At 72.5% G+C, this 25,114-nt stretch carries 21 protein-coding genes; 11 read left to right on the top strand and 10 right to left on the bottom strand.

The features are described 5' to 3' along the window. The first annotated feature begins 1 nt into the window (after position 1). Entirely contained in the window at positions 2-262 is a 261-nt protein-coding gene (locus BR85_RS08155) for a F0F1 ATP synthase subunit epsilon (protein WP_028496095.1), read from the top strand. Between the two features lie 52 nt (positions 263-314). Further along, complete coding sequence (locus BR85_RS08150; RefSeq protein WP_028496094.1) at positions 315-1,064, top strand: YaaA family protein; 750 nt, start codon at positions 315-317, stop codon at positions 1,062-1,064. Between the two features lie 6 nt (positions 1,065-1,070). Here the strand turns inward: BR85_RS08150 and BR85_RS08145 are convergent, their stop codons facing one another. Further along, positions 1,071-1,577: a DUF4282 domain-containing protein gene (locus BR85_RS08145; RefSeq protein ID WP_231478592.1), complete on the bottom strand. Its 507-nt coding sequence runs from the start codon at positions 1,575-1,577 to the stop codon at positions 1,071-1,073. Between the two features lie 166 nt (positions 1,578-1,743). Between BR85_RS08145 and BR85_RS08140 the strand changes: the two genes are divergently transcribed. The 5 genes from BR85_RS08140 to BR85_RS08120 all read left to right on the top strand — a co-directional run bounded on the left by BR85_RS08140 (position 1,744) and on the right by BR85_RS08120 (position 9,148). Then, positions 1,744-2,535, top strand: coding sequence for a DUF5684 domain-containing protein (locus tag BR85_RS08140; RefSeq protein WP_092896868.1), 792 nt, complete (start codon positions 1,744-1,746; stop codon positions 2,533-2,535). A 169-nt stretch (positions 2,536-2,704) separates the two neighbouring features. Then, positions 2,705-3,493, top strand: a complete 789-nt coding sequence (locus BR85_RS08135; RefSeq protein WP_028496092.1) for a PP2C family protein-serine/threonine phosphatase — start codon at positions 2,705-2,707, stop codon at positions 3,491-3,493. Between the two features lie 58 nt (positions 3,494-3,551). Next, on the top strand, positions 3,552-6,305 hold the full coding sequence (locus BR85_RS08130; protein ID WP_028496091.1) for an FtsK/SpoIIIE domain-containing protein: 2,754 nt from the start codon (positions 3,552-3,554) through the stop codon (positions 6,303-6,305). A 33-nt stretch (positions 6,306-6,338) separates the two neighbouring features. Then, entirely contained in the window at positions 6,339-7,886 is a 1,548-nt protein-coding gene (locus BR85_RS08125) for an APC family permease (protein WP_028496090.1), read from the top strand. Between the two features lie 44 nt (positions 7,887-7,930). Then, positions 7,931-9,148, top strand: a complete 1,218-nt coding sequence (locus BR85_RS08120; protein WP_028496089.1) for a saccharopine dehydrogenase family protein — start codon at positions 7,931-7,933, stop codon at positions 9,146-9,148. A gap of 19 nt (positions 9,149-9,167) precedes the next feature. On the opposite strand, the gene ald is transcribed toward BR85_RS08120, so the two are convergent. Together ald and BR85_RS08110 are read right to left on the bottom strand one after the other, a co-directional pair. Further along, the gene (gene ald, locus BR85_RS08115; protein ID WP_028496088.1) at positions 9,168-10,283 is read right to left on the bottom strand and encodes an alanine dehydrogenase; all 1,116 of its coding nucleotides are present in this window, start codon (positions 10,281-10,283) and stop codon (positions 9,168-9,170) included. A 32-nt stretch (positions 10,284-10,315) separates the two neighbouring features. Next, positions 10,316-11,305: an asparaginase gene (locus BR85_RS08110; protein ID WP_028496087.1), complete on the bottom strand. Its 990-nt coding sequence runs from the start codon at positions 11,303-11,305 to the stop codon at positions 10,316-10,318. A gap of 52 nt (positions 11,306-11,357) precedes the next feature. On the opposite strand from BR85_RS08110, the gene BR85_RS08105 reads away from it, so the two are divergent. Next, positions 11,358-11,861, top strand: a complete 504-nt coding sequence (locus BR85_RS08105) for an OsmC family protein (RefSeq protein ID WP_028496086.1) — start codon at positions 11,358-11,360, stop codon at positions 11,859-11,861. On the opposite strand, the gene BR85_RS08100 is transcribed toward BR85_RS08105, so the two are convergent. Further along, the gene (locus BR85_RS08100) at positions 11,830-12,579 is read right to left on the bottom strand and encodes a lysophospholipid acyltransferase family protein (protein WP_424960589.1); all 750 of its coding nucleotides are present in this window, start codon (positions 12,577-12,579) and stop codon (positions 11,830-11,832) included. The two genes, BR85_RS08105 and BR85_RS08100, sit on opposite strands and share 32 nt — an antisense overlap. A 142-nt stretch (positions 12,580-12,721) precedes the next feature. Between BR85_RS08100 and BR85_RS08095 the strand changes: the two genes are divergently transcribed. Both BR85_RS08095 and dxr read left to right on the top strand, forming a co-directional pair. Further along, positions 12,722-13,669: an FKBP-type peptidyl-prolyl cis-trans isomerase gene (locus BR85_RS08095; RefSeq protein WP_028496084.1), complete on the top strand. Its 948-nt coding sequence runs from the start codon at positions 12,722-12,724 to the stop codon at positions 13,667-13,669. A 17-nt stretch (positions 13,670-13,686) separates the two neighbouring features. Beyond that, the gene (gene dxr, locus BR85_RS08090) at positions 13,687-14,769 is read left to right on the top strand and encodes a 1-deoxy-D-xylulose-5-phosphate reductoisomerase (RefSeq protein ID WP_028496083.1); all 1,083 of its coding nucleotides are present in this window, start codon (positions 13,687-13,689) and stop codon (positions 14,767-14,769) included. Positions 14,770-15,023: 254 nt separating this feature from the next. Here the strand turns inward: dxr and pflA are convergent, their stop codons facing one another. From pflA to BR85_RS08065, 5 genes are all read right to left on the bottom strand, one after another. Beyond that, positions 15,024-15,929 carry a pyruvate formate-lyase-activating protein gene (pflA, locus tag BR85_RS08085; protein ID WP_081782728.1) on the bottom strand — a complete coding sequence of 302 codons (906 nt, stop codon included), beginning with the start codon at positions 15,927-15,929 and terminating at the stop codon, positions 15,024-15,026. A 5-nt stretch (positions 15,930-15,934) separates the two neighbouring features. Continuing rightward, positions 15,935-18,196, bottom strand: coding sequence for a formate C-acetyltransferase (gene pflB, locus BR85_RS08080; RefSeq protein ID WP_028496081.1), 2,262 nt, complete (start codon positions 18,194-18,196; stop codon positions 15,935-15,937). A 525-nt stretch (positions 18,197-18,721) separates the two neighbouring features. Then, positions 18,722-20,374: a Mur ligase family protein gene (locus BR85_RS08075; protein ID WP_028496080.1), complete on the bottom strand. Its 1,653-nt coding sequence runs from the start codon at positions 20,372-20,374 to the stop codon at positions 18,722-18,724. Positions 20,375-20,476: 102 nt separating this feature from the next. Then, on the bottom strand, positions 20,477-21,160 hold the full coding sequence (locus BR85_RS08070; protein ID WP_028496079.1) for a DUF1775 domain-containing protein: 684 nt from the start codon (positions 21,158-21,160) through the stop codon (positions 20,477-20,479). 62 nt (positions 21,161-21,222) lie between these two features. Next, complete coding sequence (locus BR85_RS08065) at positions 21,223-21,804, bottom strand: hypothetical protein (RefSeq protein ID WP_028496078.1); 582 nt, start codon at positions 21,802-21,804, stop codon at positions 21,223-21,225. Between the two features lie 64 nt (positions 21,805-21,868). Between BR85_RS08065 and BR85_RS08060 the strand changes: the two genes are divergently transcribed. Continuing rightward, entirely contained in the window at positions 21,869-23,164 is a 1,296-nt protein-coding gene (locus BR85_RS08060) for a M50 family metallopeptidase (RefSeq protein ID WP_028496077.1), read from the top strand. Between the two features lie 11 nt (positions 23,165-23,175). Here BR85_RS08060 and BR85_RS08055 read toward each other — a convergent pair whose 3' ends face one another. Beyond that, complete coding sequence (locus tag BR85_RS08055) at positions 23,176-25,074, bottom strand: chorismate-binding protein (RefSeq protein ID WP_028496076.1); 1,899 nt, start codon at positions 25,072-25,074, stop codon at positions 23,176-23,178. Positions 25,075-25,114: the final 40 nt, after the last annotated feature.

Here is a 25,114-nt window from a genome sequence, read left to right as displayed (position 1 = left end):
CATGGCGCTGACCGTCACCCTCGTCTCCGCGGAGGAGGAGGTCTGGCACGGCGAGGCGAGCCTCGTCGTCGCCAAGACCGTCGAGGGCGAGATCGGTTTCATGACCGGTCACGAGCCGGTGCTCGCGATCCTCGCCGAAGGCCAGGTCCGCATCACGCAGACCGACGGTGCCAAGGTGGTCGCGACGGCGCACGACGGCTTCCTCTCGATGGAAGGCGACGTCCTCACGATCGTCGCCGGTCACGCGGCCCTGCAGGCCTGACACGCACGAACGACGCCGCCCGGTCCGCCGGGCGGCGTCGTCGTTCCCGCCCATGTTGATCCTCCTTCCCCCGTCCGAGACCAAGCGCCCCGGTGGTGCCGGCGCATCCTTCGATCCCGCGTCCCTCGCCCTGCCCGCGCTGACCGGCCCGCGCCGACGGGTCGTCGATGCCCTCGTGGCGCTGAGCGCCGATCCCGAGGCCGCCGCGCGGATCCTCAAGCTGTCCGACCGCCAGCGCGGCGAGATCGGCGTCAACGCGGAGCTGCGGACCGCTGCGACGATGCCCGCGGTCGACCGGTACACCGGCGTGCTCTTCGACGCGCTGGATGCCGCGTCGCTGCCGGCCGTCGCGCGGCGGTGGCTGGGCGCCCATGTGCTGATCCACTCCGCGCCGTTCGGTCCCGTCGCGGCGCTCGACCCCATCCCCGCGTACCGGCTCGCCGCGGGGTCGGCTCTTCCCGGCGTCGAGCCGCTGCGCCGGGTGTGGGCCGAACCCGTCTCGGCCGCCCTCGCGGAGGCCGGCCCGCGCTTCGTCCTCGACATGCGCTCCGAGGCCTACGCCGCCCTGGGCCCCGTCCCGCCGGGGGTTCCTTCCGCCTACGTCCGCGTCGTCACCGCCGGGCCGGACGGGGCCGTCCGGGCGCTCAACCACTTCAACAAGCACGCCAAAGGCGCGTTCACCCGCGCGCTCGCCCTCGCCCGTCCGCGGGTGTCCACGCGCGACGCCCTGCTGCGCTGGGCGGGAGATGCCGGGTGGACGCTGCAGCCCGGGGCCCCGGGCGAACTGGAGCTCGTGGTCTGAGGGCGGTCAGCCGCGCTCGGTGTTCTCCGCGGTCTGCTGCGTGTTCTCCGCGATGGCGATGAGCGCCACGACCGCCTCGATGATGAAACGCAGCACGACGACGGCGAGGAACGCCGCGATCGGCACGACGATGAGCGTCGCGACGATGAGCGAGATGCCCGCGCCCGGGTTCCACCACAGCGCGCCGATGCCGGAGACCAGGCCGCCGACGAAGTACACGATGAACGCGATGCCGATGGCGACGAGCCCCACGACATAGAAGGCGCTCGCGAGGCGGCGCGTGATGAACGTGGAGAACGACACATCGAACAGCGACCTCAGGAACCCGCGCCCCGTCGCAGCGAGGTCGGCGCCCGGCGCCGCCTGGGGAACGCCCGTGTCGTCCGGGTCGATGGCCGGGTCGTAGGCCGGTTGCGCCGTCCCGGTCGCATCGTCCCGCGCGGCCGCGCGTGCCGCCTCCGCGGCGGGAACGCTCGGCGGCGGGGGAGGGGTCGGATCGTTGATGTCGGTCATGGCGTCCCTTCGGCTGTGCTCTGGCCAGGCTATCGACCGCGGCGCGCCGGGGCGAGGTGTGGCGCAGTTTCCCCCTCGCGGCCACGCGCATCGCTACGATGTGAGCCAACCGGGCGATCGCCCGGATTCCTCGGGCGGCGATGCCGCACGTTCTGAAAGGGACGATATGGACTACAACGACGGTCCGGGTATCGCAGCCGTACTCGCGCTCGGCTTCCTCTTCTTCGTCCTCGCCGTGGCGCTGTGGGTCGTCACGTCCTTCTTCCTCATGAGGATCTTCGACAAGGCGGGCGTGCAGGGGAAGTGGCGCGCATGGGTGCCCATCTACAACTACATGGTGTTCTCGAAGCTGGGCGACCTGAGCCCGTGGCTGATCCTCATCGCCATCGGCGCGTCGATCTTCCTCAGCTGGCTGCCGGTCGTCGGGCAGCTGATCTCCATCGCGAGCTACCTCGTCCTCGCCCTCGCGGCGTGGCGGGTCGGGCTGAAGCTGCAGAAGGAGTCCGTCTGGGTCGTCCTGTACATCCTCCTCGCCCCCGTGTGGCTCGGCATTCTGGCCTTCGACAAGTCGCGGTGGAACACCGCGATCGCGCCGGCGCCGTGGGTGTCGAACGCGTTCCTCAGCGACCAGACGGTGTGGCCGGGCGTTCCCGCCCAGGTGCCGGCCGGTGGCTACGCGGCACCGGGCGGTCCCGGAGGCTACCCGTCCGCTCCGCCGGCCGGGTACACGCCGCCCGCTCCGCCGGCCGGCTACACCCCGCCGCCGCCGCCCGCGGGGTACCAGGCGCCGCCGGCACCGCCGGCCGGGTATCAGCCGCCTCCGGCCCCGCCCGCGGGATATCAGCCGCCGCCGCCCGCCGCCGACGTGACGCCGCCTCCCGCGGCGCAGCCGCCGGCAGCCGAGCCCCCGGCAGCCGAGCCGCCGGCCGCCGAGCCGCCGGCACCGCCGCGGGTCTGATCGCCCTGGTCACGGAACCCCCGGTCCGCGTGGTCGGGGGTTCCGTCGCGTGCGGCTCCCGCGGACACCACGGCGATCCCCGGATGCCGTCGAGCGGCGGCGGGCCGCCATGCGCGGCGTCCACTAGAGTGTGAGGACGCGATCCGTCGACCAAGAAAAGGGTGTCAGCGTGCCCGAACCTGCGACCGAGTCGCACACCGTCCCCCTTCCGGACGGTTCGCTCGAGCTCACGTGGGCCGACGTGACCCACAAGGGCCGCCGGCGTGACGGCAATCAGGACGCCGTGCTGGCCCGCTACCCGCTCTTCGCCGTCGCGGACGGCATGGGCGGGCACATCGGCGGCGAGATCGCCAGCTCGAGCACCGTCGAACGGCTCGCCGGCGTCGTCGCCAAGGGACCCGTCACCCCGAAGACGATCGAGAAGGCGCTCTCCCGCGCCGTCGCCGACATCTCGTCGCACCCTGAGGCGACCGACGACGGCACCGGCACGACGGTCACCGGGGTCTATCTCGACGCCACCGACGCCGAGCCGACCTGGGTCACCTTCAACATCGGCGACTCGCGCGTCTACCTCTTCCGGGACGACAGCCTCGCGCAGGTCACGACCGACCATTCCGTCGTCCAGGAGCTCATCGCCTCGGGCCGGCTGAGCCCCGAGGAGGCGGAGAACCACCCCTACGGCAACGTCATCACGCGCGCCGTGGGTCCGAGCGACGGCGTCGTACCGGACTACGTCCGGCTCGAGGTCGTCGACGGCGACCGCTTCGTCATCTGCAGCGACGGGCTGACGAAGGAGCTCACCGACTACGGCATCCTGCACTTCCTGCTGCAGCACGCCGATCCCGGCGACGCCGTCGATGCCATGCTCGAGGCGGCGCTGGAGAACGGCGGCCGCGACAACATCACGATCATCGTGCTGAACGTCGCCCGCACCGGCTCCTCCCCAGTCGCCGACTGACACCGCCTCCACCCCCGAACCGGGTCCGGTCCGCCGCGCGGGTCCGCGGCGCGATTCGATGGGCCTCGTGCATCCCGACGATTTCGACGGGCCGCTCGCGCTGCCGCCCGCACCACCCCCGCCGCCACGGACCCCGCTCCCGGTGCTGTCCGCGCTCGCCTCGGTCGCCGGCGCCGTCCTGCTGTGGGCCATCACGGGGTCGCCCTTCGCGCTCTGGTTCGCGGCGCTCGGTCCGGTCCTGGCCGGCGCATCGGCGCTCGACGCGCGCCGCGGCGCCCGGCGGCAGCGGCGAGGGGCCGCCCGGGAATCCGCGGAGGCGCTCGCACGGCTGCGGACGACTCTGGCGGAGCGCCACGACGCCGAACGGGCGGCGCTGTGGGCCCGGCATCCGGATGTCGCGACATTCGCCGTCGCGCCGGCGGACATCTGGCGTCCGGTCGCCGGCCGCAGCGACGTCCTCGTCGTCGGCCGCGGCGAGACGAGCAGCCGGCTGCGCGTGACCGGCGGCGACGGCGGGGCGGCGGCCCGTCAGCTGGAGCGGGCCGCTCGCCGGCTGGACGATGCCCCGATCACCGTGCCCATGGACGCGGGCGTCGCCGTCGTGGGTCCGCCGCTTCTCGCGGACGGCGTCGTGCGGGCGCTGACGCTGCAGGCGTGCCTCGGTGCGCCGCCCGGGGCGGTCCGCCTCCAGAGCGAGGGTGCACCGGAGCTGCAGAGCCTGCCGCACGCCGCCGCCGTCGCGGGGCGGCTCCTGTGCGTGCCCGCCGACGCCGGCGCCCTGCCTCCCGCCGCGGACATCCCGATCGTCCGGGTCGACCCCGGCAGTCCGACACCGCCGCGGTGCGCCGCGGTGCTCACCCTCACCGGGATCGATCGGGCCGTGCTCGACCATGACGGGGTGAGCCGCGACGTGCGGATCGAGTCGCTGTCCGCAGCGCAGGCGCGCGGGCTCGCGCTGCTGCTGGCGGCGCGGGCGGATGCCGGCGCGCCGCCGGTCGAGTCCGGCGTCGGGCTCGCGGAGCTCATCGAGGAGCTCCCGCCGGCCGACCGTACGCGCCTTCCCGCGCCGATCGGCACGATCGCGGGGCGACCTCTCGTGCTCGATCTCGTGCGGGACGGACCCCACGCGGTCGTCATCGGCGTGACGGGGTCGGGCAAGAGCGAGCTGCTCACCTCCTGGATCGTCGCCCTGTGCGCCGCCCACGGCCCCGCACAGGTGTCGTTCCTCCTCGTCGACTTCAAGGGCGGCCGCACGTTCGACGCGCTGCTGCCGCTGCCGCAGGTCACCGGTGTGCTCACGGATCTCGACGAGACGGCCGCCGTGCGCGCCGTCGAGAGCCTGCGCGCCGAGATCCGGCACCGGGAGCGGGTGCTCGCGGAGGCCGGGGCGCGCGAGATCGCGCAGGTCGATCTCGCGCGGCTCGTCGTCGTGGTCGACGAGTACGCGGCGCTCGTGGCCGCCCATCCGGCCCTGCACGACCTCTTCGGCGACATCGCCGCGCGCGGGCGCGCGCTCGGCATCCACCTCATCATCGCCTCCCAACGGGCTGCGGGAGTGTTCCGCGACGCGGTGCTGGCCAACGCCCCGCTGCGGATCAGCCTGCGGGTGACCGACGCCGGCGACTCCCGCGCCGTGCTCGGGACGGACGAGGCCGTGCTGCTGAGCGGCAGCCCCGACGCGCGGGGCATCGCGCTGGTCCGGGCCGCCGGCGACGCTCTGCCGCGCACTCTCCGGATCGCGCTCTGCGACGATGCGACGGTCGCGCGCATCGTCGCCCGGACGCCGGGCCCCCGCGCGCGACGTCCGTGGCTGCCGGCGCTGCCGGAGATGCTCGACCTCCAGGCCGTGCGGGAGCCCGGGCGCATCGTGCTCGGGGTCGCCGATCAGCCGGAACGGCAGCGGCAGCCGGTCGTCCGCCTCGCGCCGGGGGAGCCCGGACTCGTCGTCATCGGGCGGACGGGCTCCGGCCGCACCGCGATCGTGCGGGCCATCGCGGCGCAGGTCGCCGAGGTGCACGCGCTCCCGGCCCACCCCGAGGCGGCCTGGGATGCGAGCGAGGCTCTCGAGGGCCTCCGACCCGGCACCGCCGTCCTGGTCGACGACGCCGACGCCCTCCTCGCCCGGCTTCCGGCCGACTACGCTGCGGTCGTCCTGGAGCGGCTGGAGGCGCTGGCGAGAACGAGCCGCGCGCGCGGCGTGATCCTCGTCGTGACGGCGCAGCGGCTGAGCGGCGGGCTCGCCCGGCTCGCCGAGCTGATCCCGCGCCGGGCGCTCCTCGCCGTGGCCTCCCGCGCCGACCACGTCGCCGCCGGAGGTGACTCCGCCGGCTTCCTGGCCGATCCGCCACCGGGACGAGGCCGGCTGGGCGGGGAGCTCGTGCAGTTCGCGTTCGCCGCCGATCCGCCCGCGCCCGACGGGCACCCCACCCCGCGGGTCCTCCATCCCGGGCGCCGTGCCGCGGCGTTCGTCGCGCCGACCGGTCCCGGCGCCCGGGCGACCCTCGCCCTGTGGCGCGACGGCGGTCTGCGGATCGCCCACGTCGCGGCGGACGACGCCGAGCTCCGCCCCGGCGCCGTCGTGTGGGGCACGCCCGAGGAATGGCTCGCACGATGGCAGCTCCTCGCCCGTGCGCGCGCCGAGGCCGACCTCGTCGTGGACGCCGCATGTGCGGCGGAGTACCGGGTGGTCACGGGCCGCCGCGACCTGCCGCCGTACGCGCTCGCCGGCGGGCGGCGGGCGTGGCTCGTGCGCGGAGACCCGGACGCCCCGCCTCGCCGCGTCGTGCTCCCCGACCCGCGGCGCGTCCCTTGACCTGCCCGGCCGCCCGGGCCTAGCGTCACGACTGTGACTACCACGCCTGTTCACCTGACCCGGGGTGATGGCAAGGGGCTCGCCGCAGGAACGCTCGGCCTCTGGGGCTCGACCGTCATCGGCCTGGCCTCCACCGCACCCGTGTACTCCCTCGTCGCGACCCTCGGCTGGGTGGTGCTCGCCGTCGGCGCGCAAGCACCCATCGCCTTCATCGTCGCCTTCATCCCGATGCTCTTCATCGCGTTCGCATACCGGGAGCTCAACAACGACGTGCCGGACTGCGGCACGACGTTCACCTGGGGCACGAAGGCGTTCGGGCCGTGGGTGGGCTGGATGGGCGGGTGGGGTGTCGCGGTGGCCGGCATGATCGTCCTCGCGAACCTCGCCCAGATCGCCTCGATCTACTTCTGGGCGCTCCTCGGGCAGGAGTTCGACGCCCCCAACGACTGGCGCATCGTCCTGGTCGGGGTGGCCTTCATCGCCGCCATGACGTGGGTGTCCTGGCGGGGTGTCGAGATCGGCGAGCGCATCCAGAACGTGCTGCTCGCCATCCAGTACCTGGCGCTCATCGTCTTCGTGATCGCGGCGCTGACCCAGTTCTTCGCCGGGACCGCGCCGAATCCGACCCCGTTCGACTGGGAGTGGCTGAACCCGTTCGCCTTCGGCGAGTGGAGCGGCTTCGTCGAAGCGGTGCTGCTCGCCCTGTTCATCTACTGGGGCTGGGACACCTGCCTGGCGCTGAACGAGGAGACGAAGGACCCCAAGCGCATCCCCGGCCTCGCCGCCGTCCTCACCTGCCTCCTGCTGCTCGTCACCTACGTCTCGGTGACGATCGCCGCGATGATGTACGCGGGCGTGGGGGAGGACGGGACGGGACTCGGCAACGAGGCGAACGCCGACGACTTCTTCCTCGCCATCAAGGACGGGCTGCTCGGCCCGTGGGGCTGGGTTCTCGTCGTGGCGGTGCTCATCTCCGCCGTCTCCTCGACCCAGACGACGATTCTCCCGACCGCGCGCGGCACCCTCGCGATGGGCGTGTACCGGGCGCTGCCGGCGCGGTTCAAGGACGTTCACCCGCGGTACGCGACGCCGTCCTTCTCCACGCTCATCATGGGCATCGTCGCGAGCGTCTACTACGTCGTGATGACGACGATCAGCGACAGCATCCTGCAGGACACCATCCTGTCGCTGGGGCTCGCGATCGCGTTCTACTACGCCATCACGGGCTACGCCTGCGTCTGGTACTTCCGGCGCGACCTGTTCACGTCCGGCCGAAACCTCCTCTACCGCGGGATCCTGCCGCTGCTCGGCGCCCTCATGCTGACGTACGCGTTCGTCCAGTCCGCCGTCGACATGCTCGACCCCGATTACGGGTACTCCGGCACCCTCCTCGGCGTGGGCAGCACGTTCGTCGTCGGGATCGGCGCGCTGCTGGTGGGCGTCGTCCTCATGGTCGCGTGGTACTTCTTCCCGCGCTCGAAGCGGTTCTTCCGCGGTGAGAGCCTGAACCGCGAGACGCCCGTGCTCGTGCCGGAGGAGCCGGGCGAGTTCGTCCGCTCCGTCGACGGCGGCCGCGCCTGACCGCCGTCCGCGCCCTGCCACCCCGATCGCCGAAGGGAATCCCCATGCGCATCCTCATCGTCGGCGCCGGCGGCGTCGGGTCCGCCGCCGCCCGCATCGCCGTCCGCCGCGAGTTCTTCGACCGCCTGATCATCGCCGACTACGACCCCGCCCGGCCGCAGGCCCTCGTCGACGAACTCGGCGATGCGCGGCTCGTCGCGGCGCAGGTCGACGCGTCGAGTGCGGACTCGGTCGCCGCGCTCATCGCCGAGCACGGGGCCACGCATGTCCTGAACGCCGTCGACCCGCGTTTCGTCATGCCGATCTTCGACGGCTGCTTCGCCGCCGGGGCCGTCTACCTCGACATGGCGATGAGCCTCTCCCGCCGGCATCCGGACCGCCCGTACGAGCTGCCCGGCGTGAAGCTCGGCGACGAGCAGTTCGCGAAGGAGCAGGAGTGGAAGGATGCCGGCCGGCTCGCGCTCGTCGGCATCGGCGTCGAGCCGGGCCTGTCCGACGTGTTCGCCCGCTACGCGGAGGACGAGCTGTTCAGCGAGATCGACGAACTCGGCGTGCGCGACGGCGCGAACCTCGTCGTCGCCGGGTACGACTTCGCGCCCTCCTTCTCCATCTGGACGACCATCGAGGAGTGCCTGAACCCGCCGGTCGTCTACGAAAGGGATCGCGGCTGGTACACGACGGCGCCCTTCAGCGAGCCGGAGGTGTTCGATTTCCCGGAGGGCATCGGGCCGGTGGAGTGCGTCAACGTCGAGCACGAGGAGGTGCTTCTCATGCCCCGGTGGACGAACGCGCGCCGCGTCACCTTCAAGTACGGTCTCGGCGACGAGTTCATCGAGGTGCTGAAGGTGCTGAACAAGGTGGGCCTGGACCGGACCGAGAAGGTGAACGTGAAGGGTGTCGAGGTGTCGCCGCGCGACGTGGTCGCCGCCTGCCTGCCCGACCCGGCGACCATCGGCGACAAGATGACTGGGAAGACCTGCGCGGGCGTCTGGGTCACGGGCAAGGGCAAGGACGGGCAGCCCCGGTCGACCTACCTCTACCACGTCGTCGACAACGAGGACACGATGCGCGAGTACAACTCGCAGGCCGTCGTGTGGCAGACCGCCATCAACCCCGTGATCGCGCTCGAGCTGCTCGCCACGGGAGTGTGGTCGGGCGTGGGCGTGCTCGGACCGGAGGCGTTCGACGCGCGACCGTTCCTCGACCTCCTCGGCGGTGCCTACGGGTCGCCGTGGGGGATCCAGGAGAAGACCCCCGCCTGACGCATCAGGCGGGGCCTCCTCACGCGAGGGCGTCTTCGAGTGAGCGCGGCGGGAGGCCGTGCGCCGTCGCGACGCCGGCGTTCACGACCTCCCCGCCGACGGTGTTGAGCCCGGCGGCCAGCGACGCGTCGGCGCGCAGCGCGTCGCGCCAGCCCTGCGCCGCGATCCGGCGGATGTAGGGCAGCGTCGCGTTGGTCAGCGCCGACGTCGACGTGTTCGGCACGGCGCCGGGCATGTTGGCGACACAGTAGAAGACGCTGCCGTGCACCGTGAACGTCGGGTCGGCGTGGGTCGTGGGACGCGTGTCCTCGAAGCAGCCGCCCTGGTCGACGGCGATGTCGACGAGCACCGAACCGGGCCGCATCCGCGCCACCATGTCGTTCGTGACGAGTTTGGGCGCCTTCGCCCCCGGGATGAGGACCGAGCCGATCACGAGGTCGCTGGCGACGACGGCGCGGTCGAGGTCGAGGGGGTTCGACGCGGCCGTCTTGATGCGTCCCTGGAAGTGGTCGTCGAGGTAGCGCAGGCGCTGGATGTTCGTGTCGAACACCGTGACGTCGGCGCCCATGCCGACGGCGATGACGGCCGCATTCGCGCCGGCGACCCCGCCGCCGATGACGGTGACGGTCGCGGGGCGCGTCCCCGGGACGCCCGACATGAGCAACCCGAGTCCGCCCGCGGAGCGCAGCAGCGTCGCCGCACCGACGGTCGGCGCGAGCCGCCCCGCGACCTCGCTCATCGGCGCGAGGAGCGGCAGCCCGCCGCCGGGGGACTGGACCGTCTCATACGCGATCGCGGTCACGCGGTCCGCCGCGAGCCGGTCGGTGAGCGGGCGGTCGGCGGCGAGGTGCAGGTAGGTGAAGAGGACCAGGTCGTCGCGGAAGTACCCGTACTCCGACGCGATCGGCTCCTTCACCTTCAGCAGGAGCTCCGCCCGCGCCCACACCTCGGCCGCGTCGTCGAGAAGCGTGGCGCCGGCGTCCTCGTACTCCGCGTCGGTCATGGACGAGCCCAGGCCCGCGCCGCGCTGCACGAAGACCTCGTGTCCCGCGGCGGACAGGTCGTGCACGCCGGCGGGCGTGAGGGCGACCCGATACTCGTTGTTCTTGATCTCGGTGGGAACACAGATCCGCATGCTCGTCCTTTCTGCGTCCCTTGTGGGGACGACTACACCGTCGGCCGGATGGACCCGACGTCCTGCCCGCCGCCGGTGACCGACAGCGGAAGTAGCGACAGGGTCTGCGCGACGTCGCCCGCAGGCAGCGCGCCGACCCGCTCGAGCAGCGCCAGGGCGATGGCGGTGGTCGCGCGCCCGTTGCCGTCGAGGATCTTCACGGCCACCGTGGCGCCGTTCGGGGCCACCATCACCATGACGCCTTCGGCGCCGCCTTTCGCGAAGACGCCGAGGCGCTCGATCGCGATCGTGTCCGGCCGGCCGGGGCCGTCGATCGTCCACGGGTTCTCCCGCACGGCGCGCACGAGCTGCCCGGCGCTGCGGTGCAGCGCGAACGGCGACCGCTCCGACGACGATCCGATGCGGTGGATCGCCCGTGCCAGGGCGGCGAGGCTCATCGCGAAGACCGGTGCGCCGCACCCGTCGACGGCGGTCGCGGCGGGCTTCGCTCCGGTCAGCCGCTCGATCACCTCGCGGATGTGCAGCTGCAGCGGATGCGCGGGGTCGAGGTAGGTGGTGTGGTCCCACCCGTTGGCAGAACAGGCGAGCAGCATGGCGGCGTGCTTTCCGGAGCAGTTCATCCGGACTCGCTGCGGTTGACCGAGCTCGCGCACGAGTTCGTCCCGCGTGGCCGCGTCGCCGGGCCACGCCGGCGGGCACTGCAGGTCGTCCTCGCCGCGCCCGGCGGCCGCCAGGATCGATCGGACGACGGCGACGTGTCGGTCGGTGCCGGCGTGGCTCGCGGTCGCCAGCGCGAGGCGCTCGCCGTCGAGGGCAGCGCCGGCCGTGAGGCACGCGAGCGCCTGCAGCGGCTTCAGGCTGGAGCGGGGGAGGATCGGCGTGTCGACGTCGCCGAGTGTGCGGACGGCGACCCCGTCGGGGTCGAGCACGATCGCCGATCCCGCGTGGCGGGACTCGACGAAGCCGCTCCGTTCCACGACGGCCAGTTCGACTGCATCCGGGACGGTGAAGGTCTGCGCCACCCCGTCAGCCTATCGTCGCCTCCGCCGCGACCCGCGATGGCAGACTGGCCGGATGATCGGCGAGCATGACTATGCGCTGCGGAGCGTCTGGACCGGGAACCGCGGCACGGGGACGAGCGGGTACCGCGACTACGACCGGGCGGTGACGATCTCGATCGACGGGAAGCCGGAGCTGACGGCATCCAGCGACAAGCCGTTCCGCGGAGACCCGGCCAAGTGGAACCCGGAGGATCTCCTGCTGGCCGCCCTGTCGGAGTGCCATCTGCTGTCGTACCTGCACGCGTGCGTGCAGGCGGGCGTCGTCGTGGTCTCCTACGCGGATGACGCGACGGGACGCATGGTGGAGGACGGGCGCGGCGGGGGAGCGTTCACCGAGGTCGTGCTGCGGCCGCGGGTGACGGTCAGCGACCCGGCGATGATCCCCGCGGCGACCGCGGCGCACGCGCAGGCACGCGAGTGGTGCTTCATCGCGAATTCGGTGAACTTCCCCGTGCGGCACGAGCCGACGGTGGTCGTCGCGGAGGTTAACGACGCTCGTGCGGCAGGACCTGCCTGAGACGCTCGACGGGGGTCTGCGCGGGTGCCTCGTTGTAGGCGTGCGCGAGCTCCTGGCCGGAGAGGGCGTGGATCGCGGCCATGATCTCGTCGGTCGCGAGACGGCGGGCACGGCCGGATGAGGCGGGGCCGTGGTGCGCCAGGTCGAGCGGCTCGCCGTAGCGGATGATCACCTGCGGCCGCATCTTCGGCCATTTCGCGCCGACCGGCATGGCGTCGCTCGTGCCGACGAGACCGACCGGGACGACCTGCGCACCGGTCTGCAGGGCGAGGAACGCGACGCCCGTGCGGCCCTTGTAGAGCCGGCCGTCCAGCGACCGCGTGCCCTCCGGGTACAGCGCGATCGCGCGGCCGGACTCGAGGATCCGGCGCTGCTGGTCGAGGGCGTCCAGTGCCGCCTGGCCGGCGCCGCGCGTCACCGGCGTCGCGCCGATCGCGGTGAAGAACTGCCGGCTGAACCAGCCGGCGACCCCCTTCCCCTCGAAGTACGACGATTTCGCGAGGAAGTACACCGGGCGCGGCGCGAACATGGGGATGACGAACGAGTCGATGAACGACAGATGGTTGCTCGCCAGGATGACGGGGCCCTTGCGCGGCATGTTCTTCCGACCCTCGATGCGGGGACGGTAGATCAGTCGCGCCAGCGGCGCGATCAGCCAGCGAATGACGTAATAGGTCAGGCCGACGCCGGCGACCTCGTTCTCGTCCGCGGATGCCACGTCGGGTACGGGCTCTTCCTCTGCGGTCACTCGACGAGGTTACTCCCGTTTCCATTCCGCCTCGGGCATGGCGCCTTCTCAGCCGAGGCAGAAGAAAATGCGCGAGGATGGGCGTGTCCCGTCTCCCACTGTGAGGTCTTCCGTGCGCCTGCGCCCCTTCGCCCTGTCCGTCGTCGCCGTCTCGGCGCTGCTGCTCTCCGGCTGTGCCGGCGCGGGAAGCGACGCGCCGTCCCCCGATGCCAGCGGCGCCGCCGACCTGTGCGCGGCGGTCGCGGATTCCGGTGCGGCGTCCGAGGCGGCAACCGTCACCGGCGAGGTCGGCGAACCGTCGACGCTCGTGTTCGATGCACCGCTGGAGGTGGCCGACCGCCAGGTCACCGTCGTGGAGGAGGGTGACGGCGACAAGGTCGAGGCGGGGGACTTCGTCTCGTACGCGCTGACAGCCTTCAACCCCGAGACCGGCGAGGAGATCGCGACGGCGGGCTACGAACCCGGCGAGATGCTTCCGGCGCAGATCTCCGCAGACAGCCCGCTCGGCGAGACGTTCGGCTGCAGCCCGGTCGGCACCCGCGTGGTCGCCGCGTTCCCGAAGACCGACGACACGGCCGCCGAGATCTACGTGCTCGACCTGCTCTCCGTCGTCCCGACGGCCGCGTGGGGCGAGCCGCAGGAGCCGGTCGCCGGGATGCCGAAGGTGACCCTCGCCGACGACGGCGCGCCCACCGTCACCGTGCCGGAGGGCGACCTCCCCACCGAGACGACGCTCGCGACCCTCAAGAAGGGCGACGGCTACGAGGTGCAGTCCGGCGACGCGGTCCTCATCCAGTACTGGGGCGTCCGCTGGTCCAACGGCGAATCGTTCGACTCGACGTGGGCCAAGGGCGGCGTCCCGTACGCGCAGCGCACCACGTCGTTCGTCCCCGGCTTCCAGAAGGCGCTCGAGGGGTACCCCGTCGGCTCGCAGGTGCTCGTCGTGATCCCGCCTGTGGACGGCTACGGCGAGGGTGAGATCAACACGACCGATCTGGTGGGCGAGACCCTGATTTTCGTCGTCGACATCCTCGGCGCGCAGCACATCCCGGCCCAGTGACCCGGGAGGCTGAACCCGTGCGGCGCGTCCTGATCCTCGGCTCCACGGGATCGATCGGGACGCAGGCGCTGGATGTCATCCGCGACCGGCGCGACCGGTTCGAGGTGGTGGGTCTCGCGGCGGGATCGGATCGCGCCGGCGTCGCCGCGCAGGCGGCGGAGTTCGGGGTCGAGCACACGGCGTTCGGCGCGATCGAGGCCGAGCAGCTCGTCCGCGACGTCGACGCGGACGTCGTCCTCAACGGCATCACCGGCTCGGTCGGCCTCGGCCCGACGCTCGCGGCCCTGGAGAGCGGACGGGTCCTCGCCCTCGCCAACAAGGAGTCGCTGATCGTGGGCGGCGACCTTGTGACGCGGCTGGCCGCCCCCGGCCAGATCGTCCCCGTGGACTCCGAGCACTCCGCCATCGCGCAGGCTCTGCGCGCGGGGGAGCGCACCGAGGTGCGCCGCCTCGTCCTCACGGCATCCGGCGGGCCCTTTCGTGGCCGCGACCGGGCGGCCCTCGCCGATGTCACCCCGGAGCAGGCGCTCGCCCACCCGACGTGGGACATGGGGCGTGTCGTCACGACGAACTCCGCGACCCTCGTGAACAAGGGACTCGAGGTCATCGAGGCGCATCTGCTGTTCGGCGTGGACTACGACGAGATCGACGTTGTCGTGCACCCGCAGTCGATCGTGCACTCGATGGTCGAGTTCACCGACGGCTCCACGATCGCGCAGGCCTCGCCGCCCGACATGCGCCTGCCGATCTCGCTGGGACTGGACTGGCCGCATCGCGTGGCCGGCGTCGGCGTGCCGCTGGATTGGACCACCGCGACCGCATGGACGTTCGAGCCGCTCGACGCCGAGGCGTTCCCCGCCGTCGAGCTCGCCAAGCGCGTCGGGCGCGCCGGAGGAACCTACCCCGCGGTGTTCAACGCCGCCAACGAGCAGGCCGTCGACGCGTTCCACGAGCGGAAGCTGGGCTTCACCGGCATCCTCGACACGGTCGCGCGCGTCGTCGACGAGCACGAGGCTCCCGGGGAACTGACCCGCGAATCGCTCGCCGAGGCGGAGCGGTGGGCCCGCGCCGCCGCCGACCGCGTCATCGCGGCGCGCTGACGCCTCCGGCGCGGCGCCGCCTCCCGATCGGCGCCGCGGCATCCCGGTCCGCCGTCACCGGCGCGCGAGCCGCTGCACGGGTCGATCTGCAGGAGATGGTGTGACGCCCGGGGCCTCTGAGCCACACCCACCACACCCGTCACGTCCGCTCCTGCGTTTCGCGCGCACGGCAACGATCGGCCCGCCCCGGAAGCGGTGGGGCGGACCGATCGACAAGCCCGCCGTTGGGCTCGATCTGACCGTCGGGGGAACGGTCAGTGCACCGTGAGGCCGTGCGCGCGGAACTGCTCGCGGACGCGCTCCACCAGCTCGGGGGTCGGCGGCTCGGTGTCGGCCAGCTCGTACTCCCGGCCGACCGCCTTCCACTTGTCACGACCCATCTGGTGGAAGGGCAGCACCTCGACGCGGGTCAGCGCGCCCGGCCGGATCTCGTTGAGCGACGCCGCGTACTGGGCGACGGCCTCCACGTTCGCCTCGTCGTCGGTGAGGCCCGGCACCAGCACGAAGCGGATCCAGATCTCCGGCCCATCGGTGAGCTCCGCGAGGCGCCAGCCGAACGCGAGTGTCGGCTCGAGGTCGCGCCCGGTCACCTTGCGGTACGTCTCCGGGTCGCCGGACTTCACGTCCAGCAGCACCAGGTCGGTGTCGGCGAGCATCTCGTCGGTCGCGTTCGTGCCGAGGTAGCCGCTCGTGTCGAGGGCGGTGTGCACACCGAGCGCCTTCGCGCCGTGCAGGATGCGGGCCGCGAACTGCGGCTGCATCAGCACCTCGCCGCCGGACAGGGTGAGCCCGCCGCCGGTGGCCCGGAAGACGCCGGCGTAGCGGCGGATGCGGGTGATGACCTCGTCGGCGGTGACCGGCTTGCCGTCCTTCATCGCGAGGGTGTCGGGGTTGTGGCAGTACAGGCAGCGCAGCGGGCAGCCGTTCAGGAACACCGTGAGCCGGGTTCCCGGGCCGTCCACCGCCGTCACGAGCTCCCAGGAATGCACGGAGCCGAGGCGCCCCTCCCGCATCGCGGTGAGGCGTTCGCCCCGGTCGACCTGCGCGACGCGCAGGCCGTCCAGGCCGTGGCCGGCGCGCGGCCCCGCCGCCGAGGCGGAGGGGCCGGAGGGAGCCTCCAGGCGCGTCGCCTCGGGCGGGAGGGCGGTCAGCGGGAACATGACGGTCACATCGAGCCGTGGAAGGTGCGGGAGAGCACGTCGAGCTGCTGCTCGCGGGTCAGTCGCACGAAGTTCACGGCGTAGCCGGAGACGCGGATCGTCAGCTGCGGGTAGCCCTCGGGGTTCTCCATGGCATCCAGGAGCGTCTCGCGGTTCAGCACGTTGACGTTCATGTGGTAGCCCTCGGACCCGATGTAGGCGTCCAGGAGACCGGCGAGGTTCTGCACCTGCTCGTCCTTCGTGCGGCCGAGGCCGGCGGGGACGACGGTGTTGGTGAGCGAGATGCCGTCCTGCGACTGGTCATAGGGCAGCTTCGCGACCGACAGCGCGGATGCCAGCATCCCGTGGGTGTCGCGTCCGTTCATCGGGTTGGCGCCCGGAGCGAACGGCTCGCCCGCGCGGCGGCCGTCGGGCGTGTTGCCGGTCGCCTTCCCGTACACGACGTTCGAGGTGATCGTCAGCACCGACTGCGTGGGCATGGCGTTCCGGTACATCGGGTGGCGGCGGATCTTCGTCATGAAGCGCTCGACGAGGTCCACGGCGATGCCGTCGACCCGGTCGTCGTCGTTGCCGAACGTCGGGAACTCTCCCTCGGTCGTGTAGTCGACGACGATGCCGCGCTCGTCGCGCACCGGGGTGACGGTGGCGAACTTGATCGCCGACAGCGAGTCGGCCGCGACGGACAGGCCGGCGATGCCGCAGGCCATGGTGCGGAGGACGTCACGATCGTGCAGCGCCATCTCGAGCCGCTCGTACGCGTACTTGTCGTGCGACCAGTGGATGCAGTTGAGCGCCTCCACGTACGTCTCGGCGAGCCAGTCCATCGTCTTGTCGAACCGGGCCATGACGTCGTCGAACTCGAGCGGTCCGTCGCCGACGGGTGCGGCGATGGGTGAGACCTGCTTGCCGCTGACCTCGTCGCGTCCGCCGTTGATGGCGTACAGGAGCGTCTTGGCGAGGTTCACGCGGGCGCCGAAGAACTGCATCTGCTTTCCGATGCGCATCGGCGAGACGCAGCACGCGATGGCGGCGTCGTCACCCCATGCGGCGCGGATGATCTCGTCGGACTCGTACTGCACGGCCGACGTGTCGATCGAGACGCGGGCGCAGAAGTCCTTGAATCCCTGCGGCAGCTCGGGGCTCCAGAACACGGTCATGTTCGGCTCGGGGGCCGGGCCCAGGTTGTAGAGCGTCTGCAGATACCGGAACGAGTTCTTCGTCACGAGCGCACGGCCGTCCTCACCCATGCCGCCGATGGTCTCGGTGACCCAGGTGGGGTCGCCGGAGAACAGCGCGTCGTACTCGGGCGTGCGGAGGAACCGGACGATGCGCAGCTTGATCACGAAGTCGTCGATGATCTCCTGCGCCTCGGACTCGGTGATGCGGCCGGCGACGAGGTCGCGCTCGATGAACACGTCGAGGAACGTCGAGGTGCGGCCGAGGGACATGGCCGCGCCGTTCTGCTCCTTGACGGCGCCGAGGTAGGCGAAGTACAGCCACTGCACGGCCTCGCGGGCCGTCGTCGCGGGGCCGGAGATGTCGACGCCGTAGGACGCGGCCATCTGCTTCAGCTCGCCGAGCGCACGGATCTGCTCGGCGTGCTCCTCGCGCTGGCGCACGATCTCCTCGGTGAACGGGGTGGTGTCCAGGCCGAGCTTGTCGACCTTCTTGGAGGTGATGAGCGCGTCGACGCCGTACAGGGCGACGCGGCGGTAGTCGCCGATGATGCGGCCCCGGCCGTACGCGTCGGGGAGGCCCGTGATGATGTGGGAGCTGCGCGCCGCGCGGACGTTCGGCGGGTACGCGTCGAAGACGCCCTCGTTGTGCGTCTTGCGGTAGGTCGTGAAGACGGTCCGCAGCGTGGGGTCGATCTCGTAGCCGTAGGTGTTCAGTGCGCCCTCGACCATCCGCCATCCGCCGTTGGGCATGATGGCGCGCTTGAGGGGGGCATCCGTCTGGAGGCCCACGATGATCTCGTCCGCCTGGTCGATGTACCCGGGCGCGTGCGCCGTGATGGACGCGGGCGTGTGGGTGTCGACGTCGTAGATGCCCTTCTCCCGCTCGACCGGGAACATCGCGCTCAGCGTGTCCCAGATGCGGGTCGTGCGGGCGGTGGCGCCCTGCAGGAACGACGCGTCGCCGGTGTACGGCGTGTAGTTGCGCTGGATGAAGTCGCGCACGTCGATGCCGTCCTGCCACGGCCCGGGGGTGAATCCGGTCCAGGCGGCGGGCTGGGCGTCCTGTGCGGCGGGGGTGACGGTGGTCATGTCGCTTCCTCATGTCCTCGTGGGATCGAGCGCGTCGGGTGGTTCCCCGTCTGGTGGCGGTATTCCGCTCGGCGTGCCGGTTGGGACCAGCATAGCGCTATGGTCAGACCACGGCTAGGGCGTGCACGCATGCCACAATCGCCAGCGCGGGTCCGCCGGTCGCGACTGTGGCCTGGCCACAAAGGCCGCGCGGGTTCCGCGCCGGCGGTTTCGCGGGGGGTCCGCGCGAGGATGTGCCAGAGTTCGGGTCGCTTCGCGCCGCCTCGAGCGGGCCGAAGCGGCATGAGGTGACCCCGATCCCGTTCGCTCGTCCGTGCCGCAGGGAATGGGGGCGGTTCGCGCCGCCTCGAGCGGGCCGAAGCGGCACGAGGCGACCCCGATCCCGTCGGTTCCCGAGCGGCGCAGGGAATGGGGGGCGGTTCGCGCCGCCTCGAGCGCTGTGAGGCGGCGCGAAGTGACCCCATTCGCGCCAAGCGCGAGCACGGCGCGCGTCAGGCCCAGCACGGGCCAGGCCCCGGGGGCGCGTCAGGCCAGCGGGCGCGAGGGGTCGGAGAGCGGTGTCTCGTCGGCCGGGTACGGCACGGGCCAGGACGGCTCGGGGACGGGCCACCCCGCGTCGCGCAGCGCGCGCCGCGCGAGCTCGCGCGCCGAGTACGGTGTGCGGACGCCCCGGATGTCGCGGTAGTCCTGGTGGCCGGGCCCCGCCCACAGGATGGCGTCGCCGTCGCCGACGAGCGCGACGGCCTCCCGGATCGCCCGCTCGGGCGGCGAGTACTCGTGGATGTCGGCATCCGGCGCCGCGCGTCGGGCGCCCTCGACGAGGGTCGCACGGATCGCGTCGGGGTCCTCGAAACGCGGGTGGTGGTCGGTGACGATGAGGATGTCGCTGCCCTCCACCGCCGTCCGGCCCATGTCGTGCCGTTTCGTCGCGTCGCGGTCGCCGTCGGCGCCGAAGAGCATGAGCACGGTGCCGGGCGTCACCCGCCGCACGGCCGCGAGCGTCTTCTCGAACGCGTCGGGGGAGTGCCCGAAGTCGATGTAGACGGCGGGTCCGCGGTCGCCGGACACCCGCTGTGTGCGACCGGGGAGGTGTGCGTCGATGCGGCCGCCGTCGAGCACGGCGACGAGCCGCTCCCAGGTGTAGCCGCCCTCGAGGAGCATGACGATCGCGAGGCCGGCGTTGGCGGCCATGTGGCGACCGATGACCGGGACGGTCGTCGTGAGGGACCGGCCCTCCGGCCCCGTCAGGGTGAACTCGGTGCCGTCCTGGCGCTCCTCGACGATCTCGACGCGCCAGTCCGCCGCGGCGGACGGGTCGACGGCGATCGCGGGAGTGATGATCGTCACGGCCGGGACGGTGCTGCGCTGCGCGACCTCCGCGCCGTAGGCGGAGTCGAGGCACACGACGGCGCGGCGCGACCGCTCGGGCGTGAAGAGCGGCAGCTTGGCCTCGAAGTACTCCCGCATGTCGGCGTAGTCGTCGAGGTGATCATGGGTGAGGTTGGTGAAGCCTGCGACGTCGAAGAGGATGCCGTCGACGCGGTGCCGGGAGAGGGCCTGGGCGCTGACCTCGACGGCCACCGCCTCGACGCCCCGTTCGCGCATGAGCGCGAGCAGCGCGTGGAACTCGGAGGCCTCCGGTGTCGTCAGGCGCGACACGATGACCTCGCCGGCGATGTGCCGCTCCGCTGTGGACGACAGGCCCGTCACGACGCCCAGCTGGCCGAGGATCCCTTCGAGGAGGTGTGACACGCTCGTCTTGCCGTTCGTGCCGGTCGTGGCGAGAAGGAGCGGCAGGTCGTCGTCCGGGCCGGTGCCGTAGACCCATGCGGAGAGGTCGCCCAGTAGGGCCCGCGGGTCGTCGACCACGATGATCGGAAGCCCCGCGTCGCGGGCGATCTCGGCGCCCGCGGCGTCGGTGATGAGCGCGGCGGCGCCCTTCTCCGCGGCGGTCCGGGCGAAGTCCGCCCCGTGCCGCTTCGCGCCCTGGATCGCCACGAAGGCCTCGCCGGCGCGGAGGTCGGCGGTGGCGAGCGTGATGCCGGTCAGGCGGGTGTCGCCGAGGTCGCCGCTGTGCGAGCGGCCGAAGCGCTCCGCGAGTTCGGCGAGGGACCGCTGCGGAGGGTTCTCCGGGCGGAGCACGGGCGGGAGATTGGAGGGCGCGGCGTCACTGGGCATGGCCCGTCCATCCTCTCATCCCCCGCACGGATCGCCCCCGTGCCCGCGCGAATGCGATCGCGACGGGGCGCGCGGGTGCGCGCACCCCGCCGCGGGGTCGCGTCAGGCGCGCCGGCGCACCAGCACGACGACGAGCGCGGCCACGGCGGCGACGAGGGCGCCTCCGCCGAGCCAGCGGGCGACCGGGTCGGCCCCGTCGGCCGCGCCCTCGGACACCCCGCCGGGCGCCGACGCGTCGGCGTGGTCGCCGCCGTGCTCGTCGCCCGTCTCGGCGGGGGCGCCGACGGTCACGACGGGCGCGGGCGCCTCGAGGTCATGGGCGTCCTGACCCTCCTCGGCGACCTCACTCCAGTCGTTCTGACCCTCGGCGCACTCCTGCAGCACGGGGAAGGCGACCTCGGTGTCGGCGACGGACGAGGCGAAGACGACGTCGAGCGACACGGTCGCGCTGACGCCGTCTTCGACGGGCGCGACCGCCGTATAGGTGACGGTGGTGGGGATGCCGTCGGCGCCGAGGTCGCGGGTGATCGTCCACGCGCCGTCGAGCACCGGGGTGACGGCGTCGAGGCCCTCGGGCAGGTCGAGGACGACGGCGGTCGTGGGGGCGCCGTCGCATCCGTGACTGAACGTGAAGTCGAGGCGCGTCGTGGTGCCCGCCGCGCCGTCGGTCGGCGAGACGTGCACATGCGCGGAGGCCGCGAGCGGCGCGGCGAGGACGAGGGCGAGGCCGGCGACGGCGCCGCCGAGGAGGCGCGCGCGACGGCGGGAAGGGGTGGAGGTGGTCATGGTTCTCTCTCGGGTCATTGCGGCGGGTCGCCGCGAAGGGGGATGCCGCGCAGGCGGCGTGCTCAGCCGAAGACGGCCGGCGGTCCCCGTCGGGAGAGGGAGGCGAGGTGGACCCGCGGGAGCGTGGGCAGGGCGACCGGCACGGCGCGCGGCGGCGCCGACGGCGACCCGGGCCCGTGGGCGGGAAGGAGGCGCAGGAGACGGCGGAGTCCCCGGCCCATCCCGCGCAGCATCCGCTCGCCCCACACCAGCAGCACGGTCGTGATGAGCGCGGCCAGCGCGTGGCCGGCGATCATCCCGGGGTCGAGGACGACTCCGGCGGAACCGATCCCCAGGAGGGCGCCGCCGTGCACATGCCGCACGCCCGCTGCCGGGGCATCCGTCCCCACCGCGGCGAACGCCGTGTGCAGGAGAGCCTGGCTGACGGCGACGACCGCGCTCGTGCGCCATAGGGCGGGGGCCCGTCCGACGAGCGCGACGGCGAGCGGGGAGGCCAGGAGTGTCACGGCGACGAGGAGCCACCACGGCGGGGCGCCGCCGCCGGAGAGTGTGTGCGCCGTGGCGGCGAGGACGACGGCGACGGCGGCTGCCGCGCAGCCGCGCACGGCCCGCGCCCGGCGCGCCGCGTGTCGTCCCCGTTCCACGCTCCGAGCCTAGTCGGCGCGCGGCTCGGCAAACTCAAAGCGCCGGACGGTAGCGTGAGCGCTCGTGACCGTCATCGCCTTCATCATCGGCGTCGTGCTCCTCGTCGTGGGGCTCGCCGTCTCGATCGCGCTCCACGAGGTCGGGCACCTCGTGCCGGCCAAGAAGTTCGGCGTGCGCGTCGGCCAGTACATGATCGGCTTCGGCCCGACGCTGTGGTCGCGGCGCTTCGGGGAGACCGAGTACGGGTTCAAGGCGATCCCGCTGGGCGGCTACATCTCGATGGCCGGCATGTACCCGCCATCGCCCGGCGCCGAGGGACGCGCCGGCGGGGGGTTCTTCGCGACGATGGTGCAGGACGCCCGCGCCGCGAACGACGAGACGCTGGTCGCGACCGGGGAGCGCCGGGCCTTCTACGAGCTGCCGGTGTACCAGCGCGTCATCGTGATGCTCGGCGGCCCGGTCATGAACCTGCTGCTGGCCTTCGTGCTGTTCGCGATCGTGTTCAGCGGCATCGGCGTGCAGACCGCGACCACGACGGTCGCGGCCGTCAACGAGTGCGTGCTGCCGGCCGGGACGACGCAGACCACGTGCGACGCCGGCGATCCGGCGTCGCCGGCCGCGGAGGGCGGCATCCTTCCCGGGGACGTGCTCGTCTCGGTCGACGGCGCGGACGTCGCCACCTTCGCGGATGCCTCGGCGATCATCCAGGCCGCCCCCGGACGCACGCTGGAGATCGTCGTCGAGCGGGACGGGGAGACCGTCCCGCTGCGGGTGACCCCGATGCTCGCCGAGCGCGAGGTCGAAGGCGCCGGCGGCGAGGTGACGACCGCCGAGGTCGGCTTCGTCGGGATGACGGCATCCGTCGAGTTCGTCCGTCAGCCGATCTGGGCGGGCCCGGCCTCCGCGGTGGACCAGACCGGGCAGGTGATGGGCATCATCTGGCAGCTGCCGGTCAAGGTCTACCAGACCGCCGTCGACCTGTTCACCGGTCAGGATCGCGACCCGAACGGCCCGCTCTCCGTCGTCGGCGCGGGTCGCCTGGCGGGCGAGGTCGCGGCGATCGACGCGCCGATCCTGAACCGCGTGTCCGCGCTCCTCGGCCTCCTCGGGTCGCTGAACATCGCGCTGTTCGTCTTCAACCTCGTGCCGCTCCTGCCCCTGGACGGCGGGCACGTCGTCGTGGCGCTGTGGGACGGTCTCAAGCGGGCGTGGGCGAAGCTGTTCCGGCGGCCGCCCCCCAAGCCCGTGGATGCGACGAAGCTCGTCCCCGTCACCTTCGTCGTCGTGATCGGACTCATCGTCATGGGCGGGATCCTGATCCTCGCCGACGTCTTCAACCCGGTCGTCCTGTTCGGCTGATCTCCCGCTGATCAGGACGTGAGCGCGTGGGTGATGAGACGCTCGAGCGTCTCCAGGCCGTCCCGCGACAGGATGGACTCGAGGTGTCCCTGCACGGAGGCGTAGCCCGGACCGCGCAGCGCGTAGACATCCCCGGATGCCGCATCCGCGGCGATCTGCGTCGCCCCGACCTCGGCGGTGCCGGCCGGCACGCGGACGGTGAAGGTGTTGTAGAACCCGATGGAGGCCGGCACGCCGAACACGTCCACGCTCTTCTGCAGTCCCTGGTGCGGGGAATCCAGAGGGGCGAGCCCGAGGCCCAGCTCGGCGGCGAGGATCTGGTGGCTGAGGCACACCGCCAGGAGCGGCCGCCCGGAGGCGAGGCGCGCACGCACGACCTCGCGCATCCGCGCCATGCGCGGACTGTCCGCCTCGCGCGGGTCGCCGGGGCCGGGACCGGAGACGACGAGATCGGCGACGTCGACCGCCGCGACGTCGACCTCGTGCCACGGGAGGATCGTCACTTCGAACCCCAGGTGGCGCAGCTGGTGCGCGAGCATCGTCGTGAAGCGGTCCTCGGCGTCGACGACGAGCGCGGTGCGGCCCGCGAAGGGGCCGTGCGCACCGGCATCCTGCGGGTTCAGCCAGAAGGCGGCGAGCCGGGCGTTGCGCGAGGACAGCTGAGCGGCGATCGCCGGGTCATCGGCCAGCAGGCGCGGCTGCGCCGCCGGCGCGTCCTCATCGAGCTCGACCGCCTCCGCGATGTGATCGCGCTCCACGGCGCCGATGGCGCCCAGCACGCCGGCGGCCTTGCCGTGGGTCTCGCCGACCTCGCCGTCGGGGTCGCTGTGCCGGACGAGGGTGGCGCCGACGGGGACCCGGAGGACGCCGTCGGCGAGGTACGCCGTCCGGATGAGGATCGGGGCGTCCAGGTCGTGTCCGCCCGCCGGATGCGGGGTGAAGAGGGCCGCGACCCCGGAGTAGTACCCGCGCGGGGAGCGCTCGTGCCGCGTGATGACCGTGCACGCGTTCTGCATGGGGGAGCCCGTAACGGTCGGGGCGAACATCGTCTCCCGCAGGATATCGCGCGGGTCCATCGTGCTGTGCCCGCGAAGCATGTACTCCGTGTGGGTCAGCCGGGACATCTCCTTCAGGTGCGGTCCGGTGATGCGGCCGCCGTCGGTGCAGACGGCGGACATCATCTTCAGCTCCTCGTCGACGACCATGAAGAGCTCCTCGGTCTCCTTCGTGGAGGAGAGGAACTCGGCGAGGGTCTCGACGGTGGCGCCGCCGGCGGGATGCCGGAAGGTTCCCGAGATGGGGTTCATCGTGACGACGCCGCCCTTCGCGCTCACATGCGCTTCGGGGCTGGCGCCGACGGCGAGGTGCCCCGGCGTGGAGATCAGGAACGTCCAGTAGGCGCCCCGCTCGTGCTCGAGGAGGGCGCGGAACCAGGTGAGTCCGGCCGTCACGGCATCCGCGTCGACGGCGGCGGTGAAGTCGCGCCGGATGACGAAGTTCGCGCCTTCGCCGCGGCCGATCTCATCCGCGATGACGCGGCGGACGATGGCGGCGTACTCCTCATCCGGGATGTCGAAGCCGGCGTCGGCGAGGGCGACGCGCTCGGTCGGGAGCTGGGCGAGCGCGTCGTCGAGGGGCAGCGCCTCGTGGGCGTCCACGACGAGGCAGCGCAGCGGCGCCCCGTCGTCGTGGCATTCGAAGCCCCGCTCCACGACCTGCCGGAACGGGACGAGAGCGAGCACCTCACGGGGCGTCCCGGCGGCATCCGCGAGGGGGATGTCGGCGAGCGCGGCGACGTCGACGATGTCGCCGGCGAGGACCTCGACGGTCGAGCCGTCGCGGGCGAGGAGCGCGAACGGCGTCCCGGAGGCGGCGAGGGCGGCGAGGTTCGGCGGAGTGGACCCGGTCATGGTCGGTCTTTCGTCGTGGGGGCGGTCGCCCTACGAAGAA

Source organism: Microbacterium sp. UNCCL10 (assembly GCF_000746195.1).
GTDB classification, from domain to species: Bacteria; Actinomycetota; Actinomycetes; order Actinomycetales; family Microbacteriaceae; genus Microbacterium; species Microbacterium saccharophilum.
Note: the sequence above shows the minus strand (reverse complement) of the source record. Positions and strands in the feature narration are given on the sequence as shown.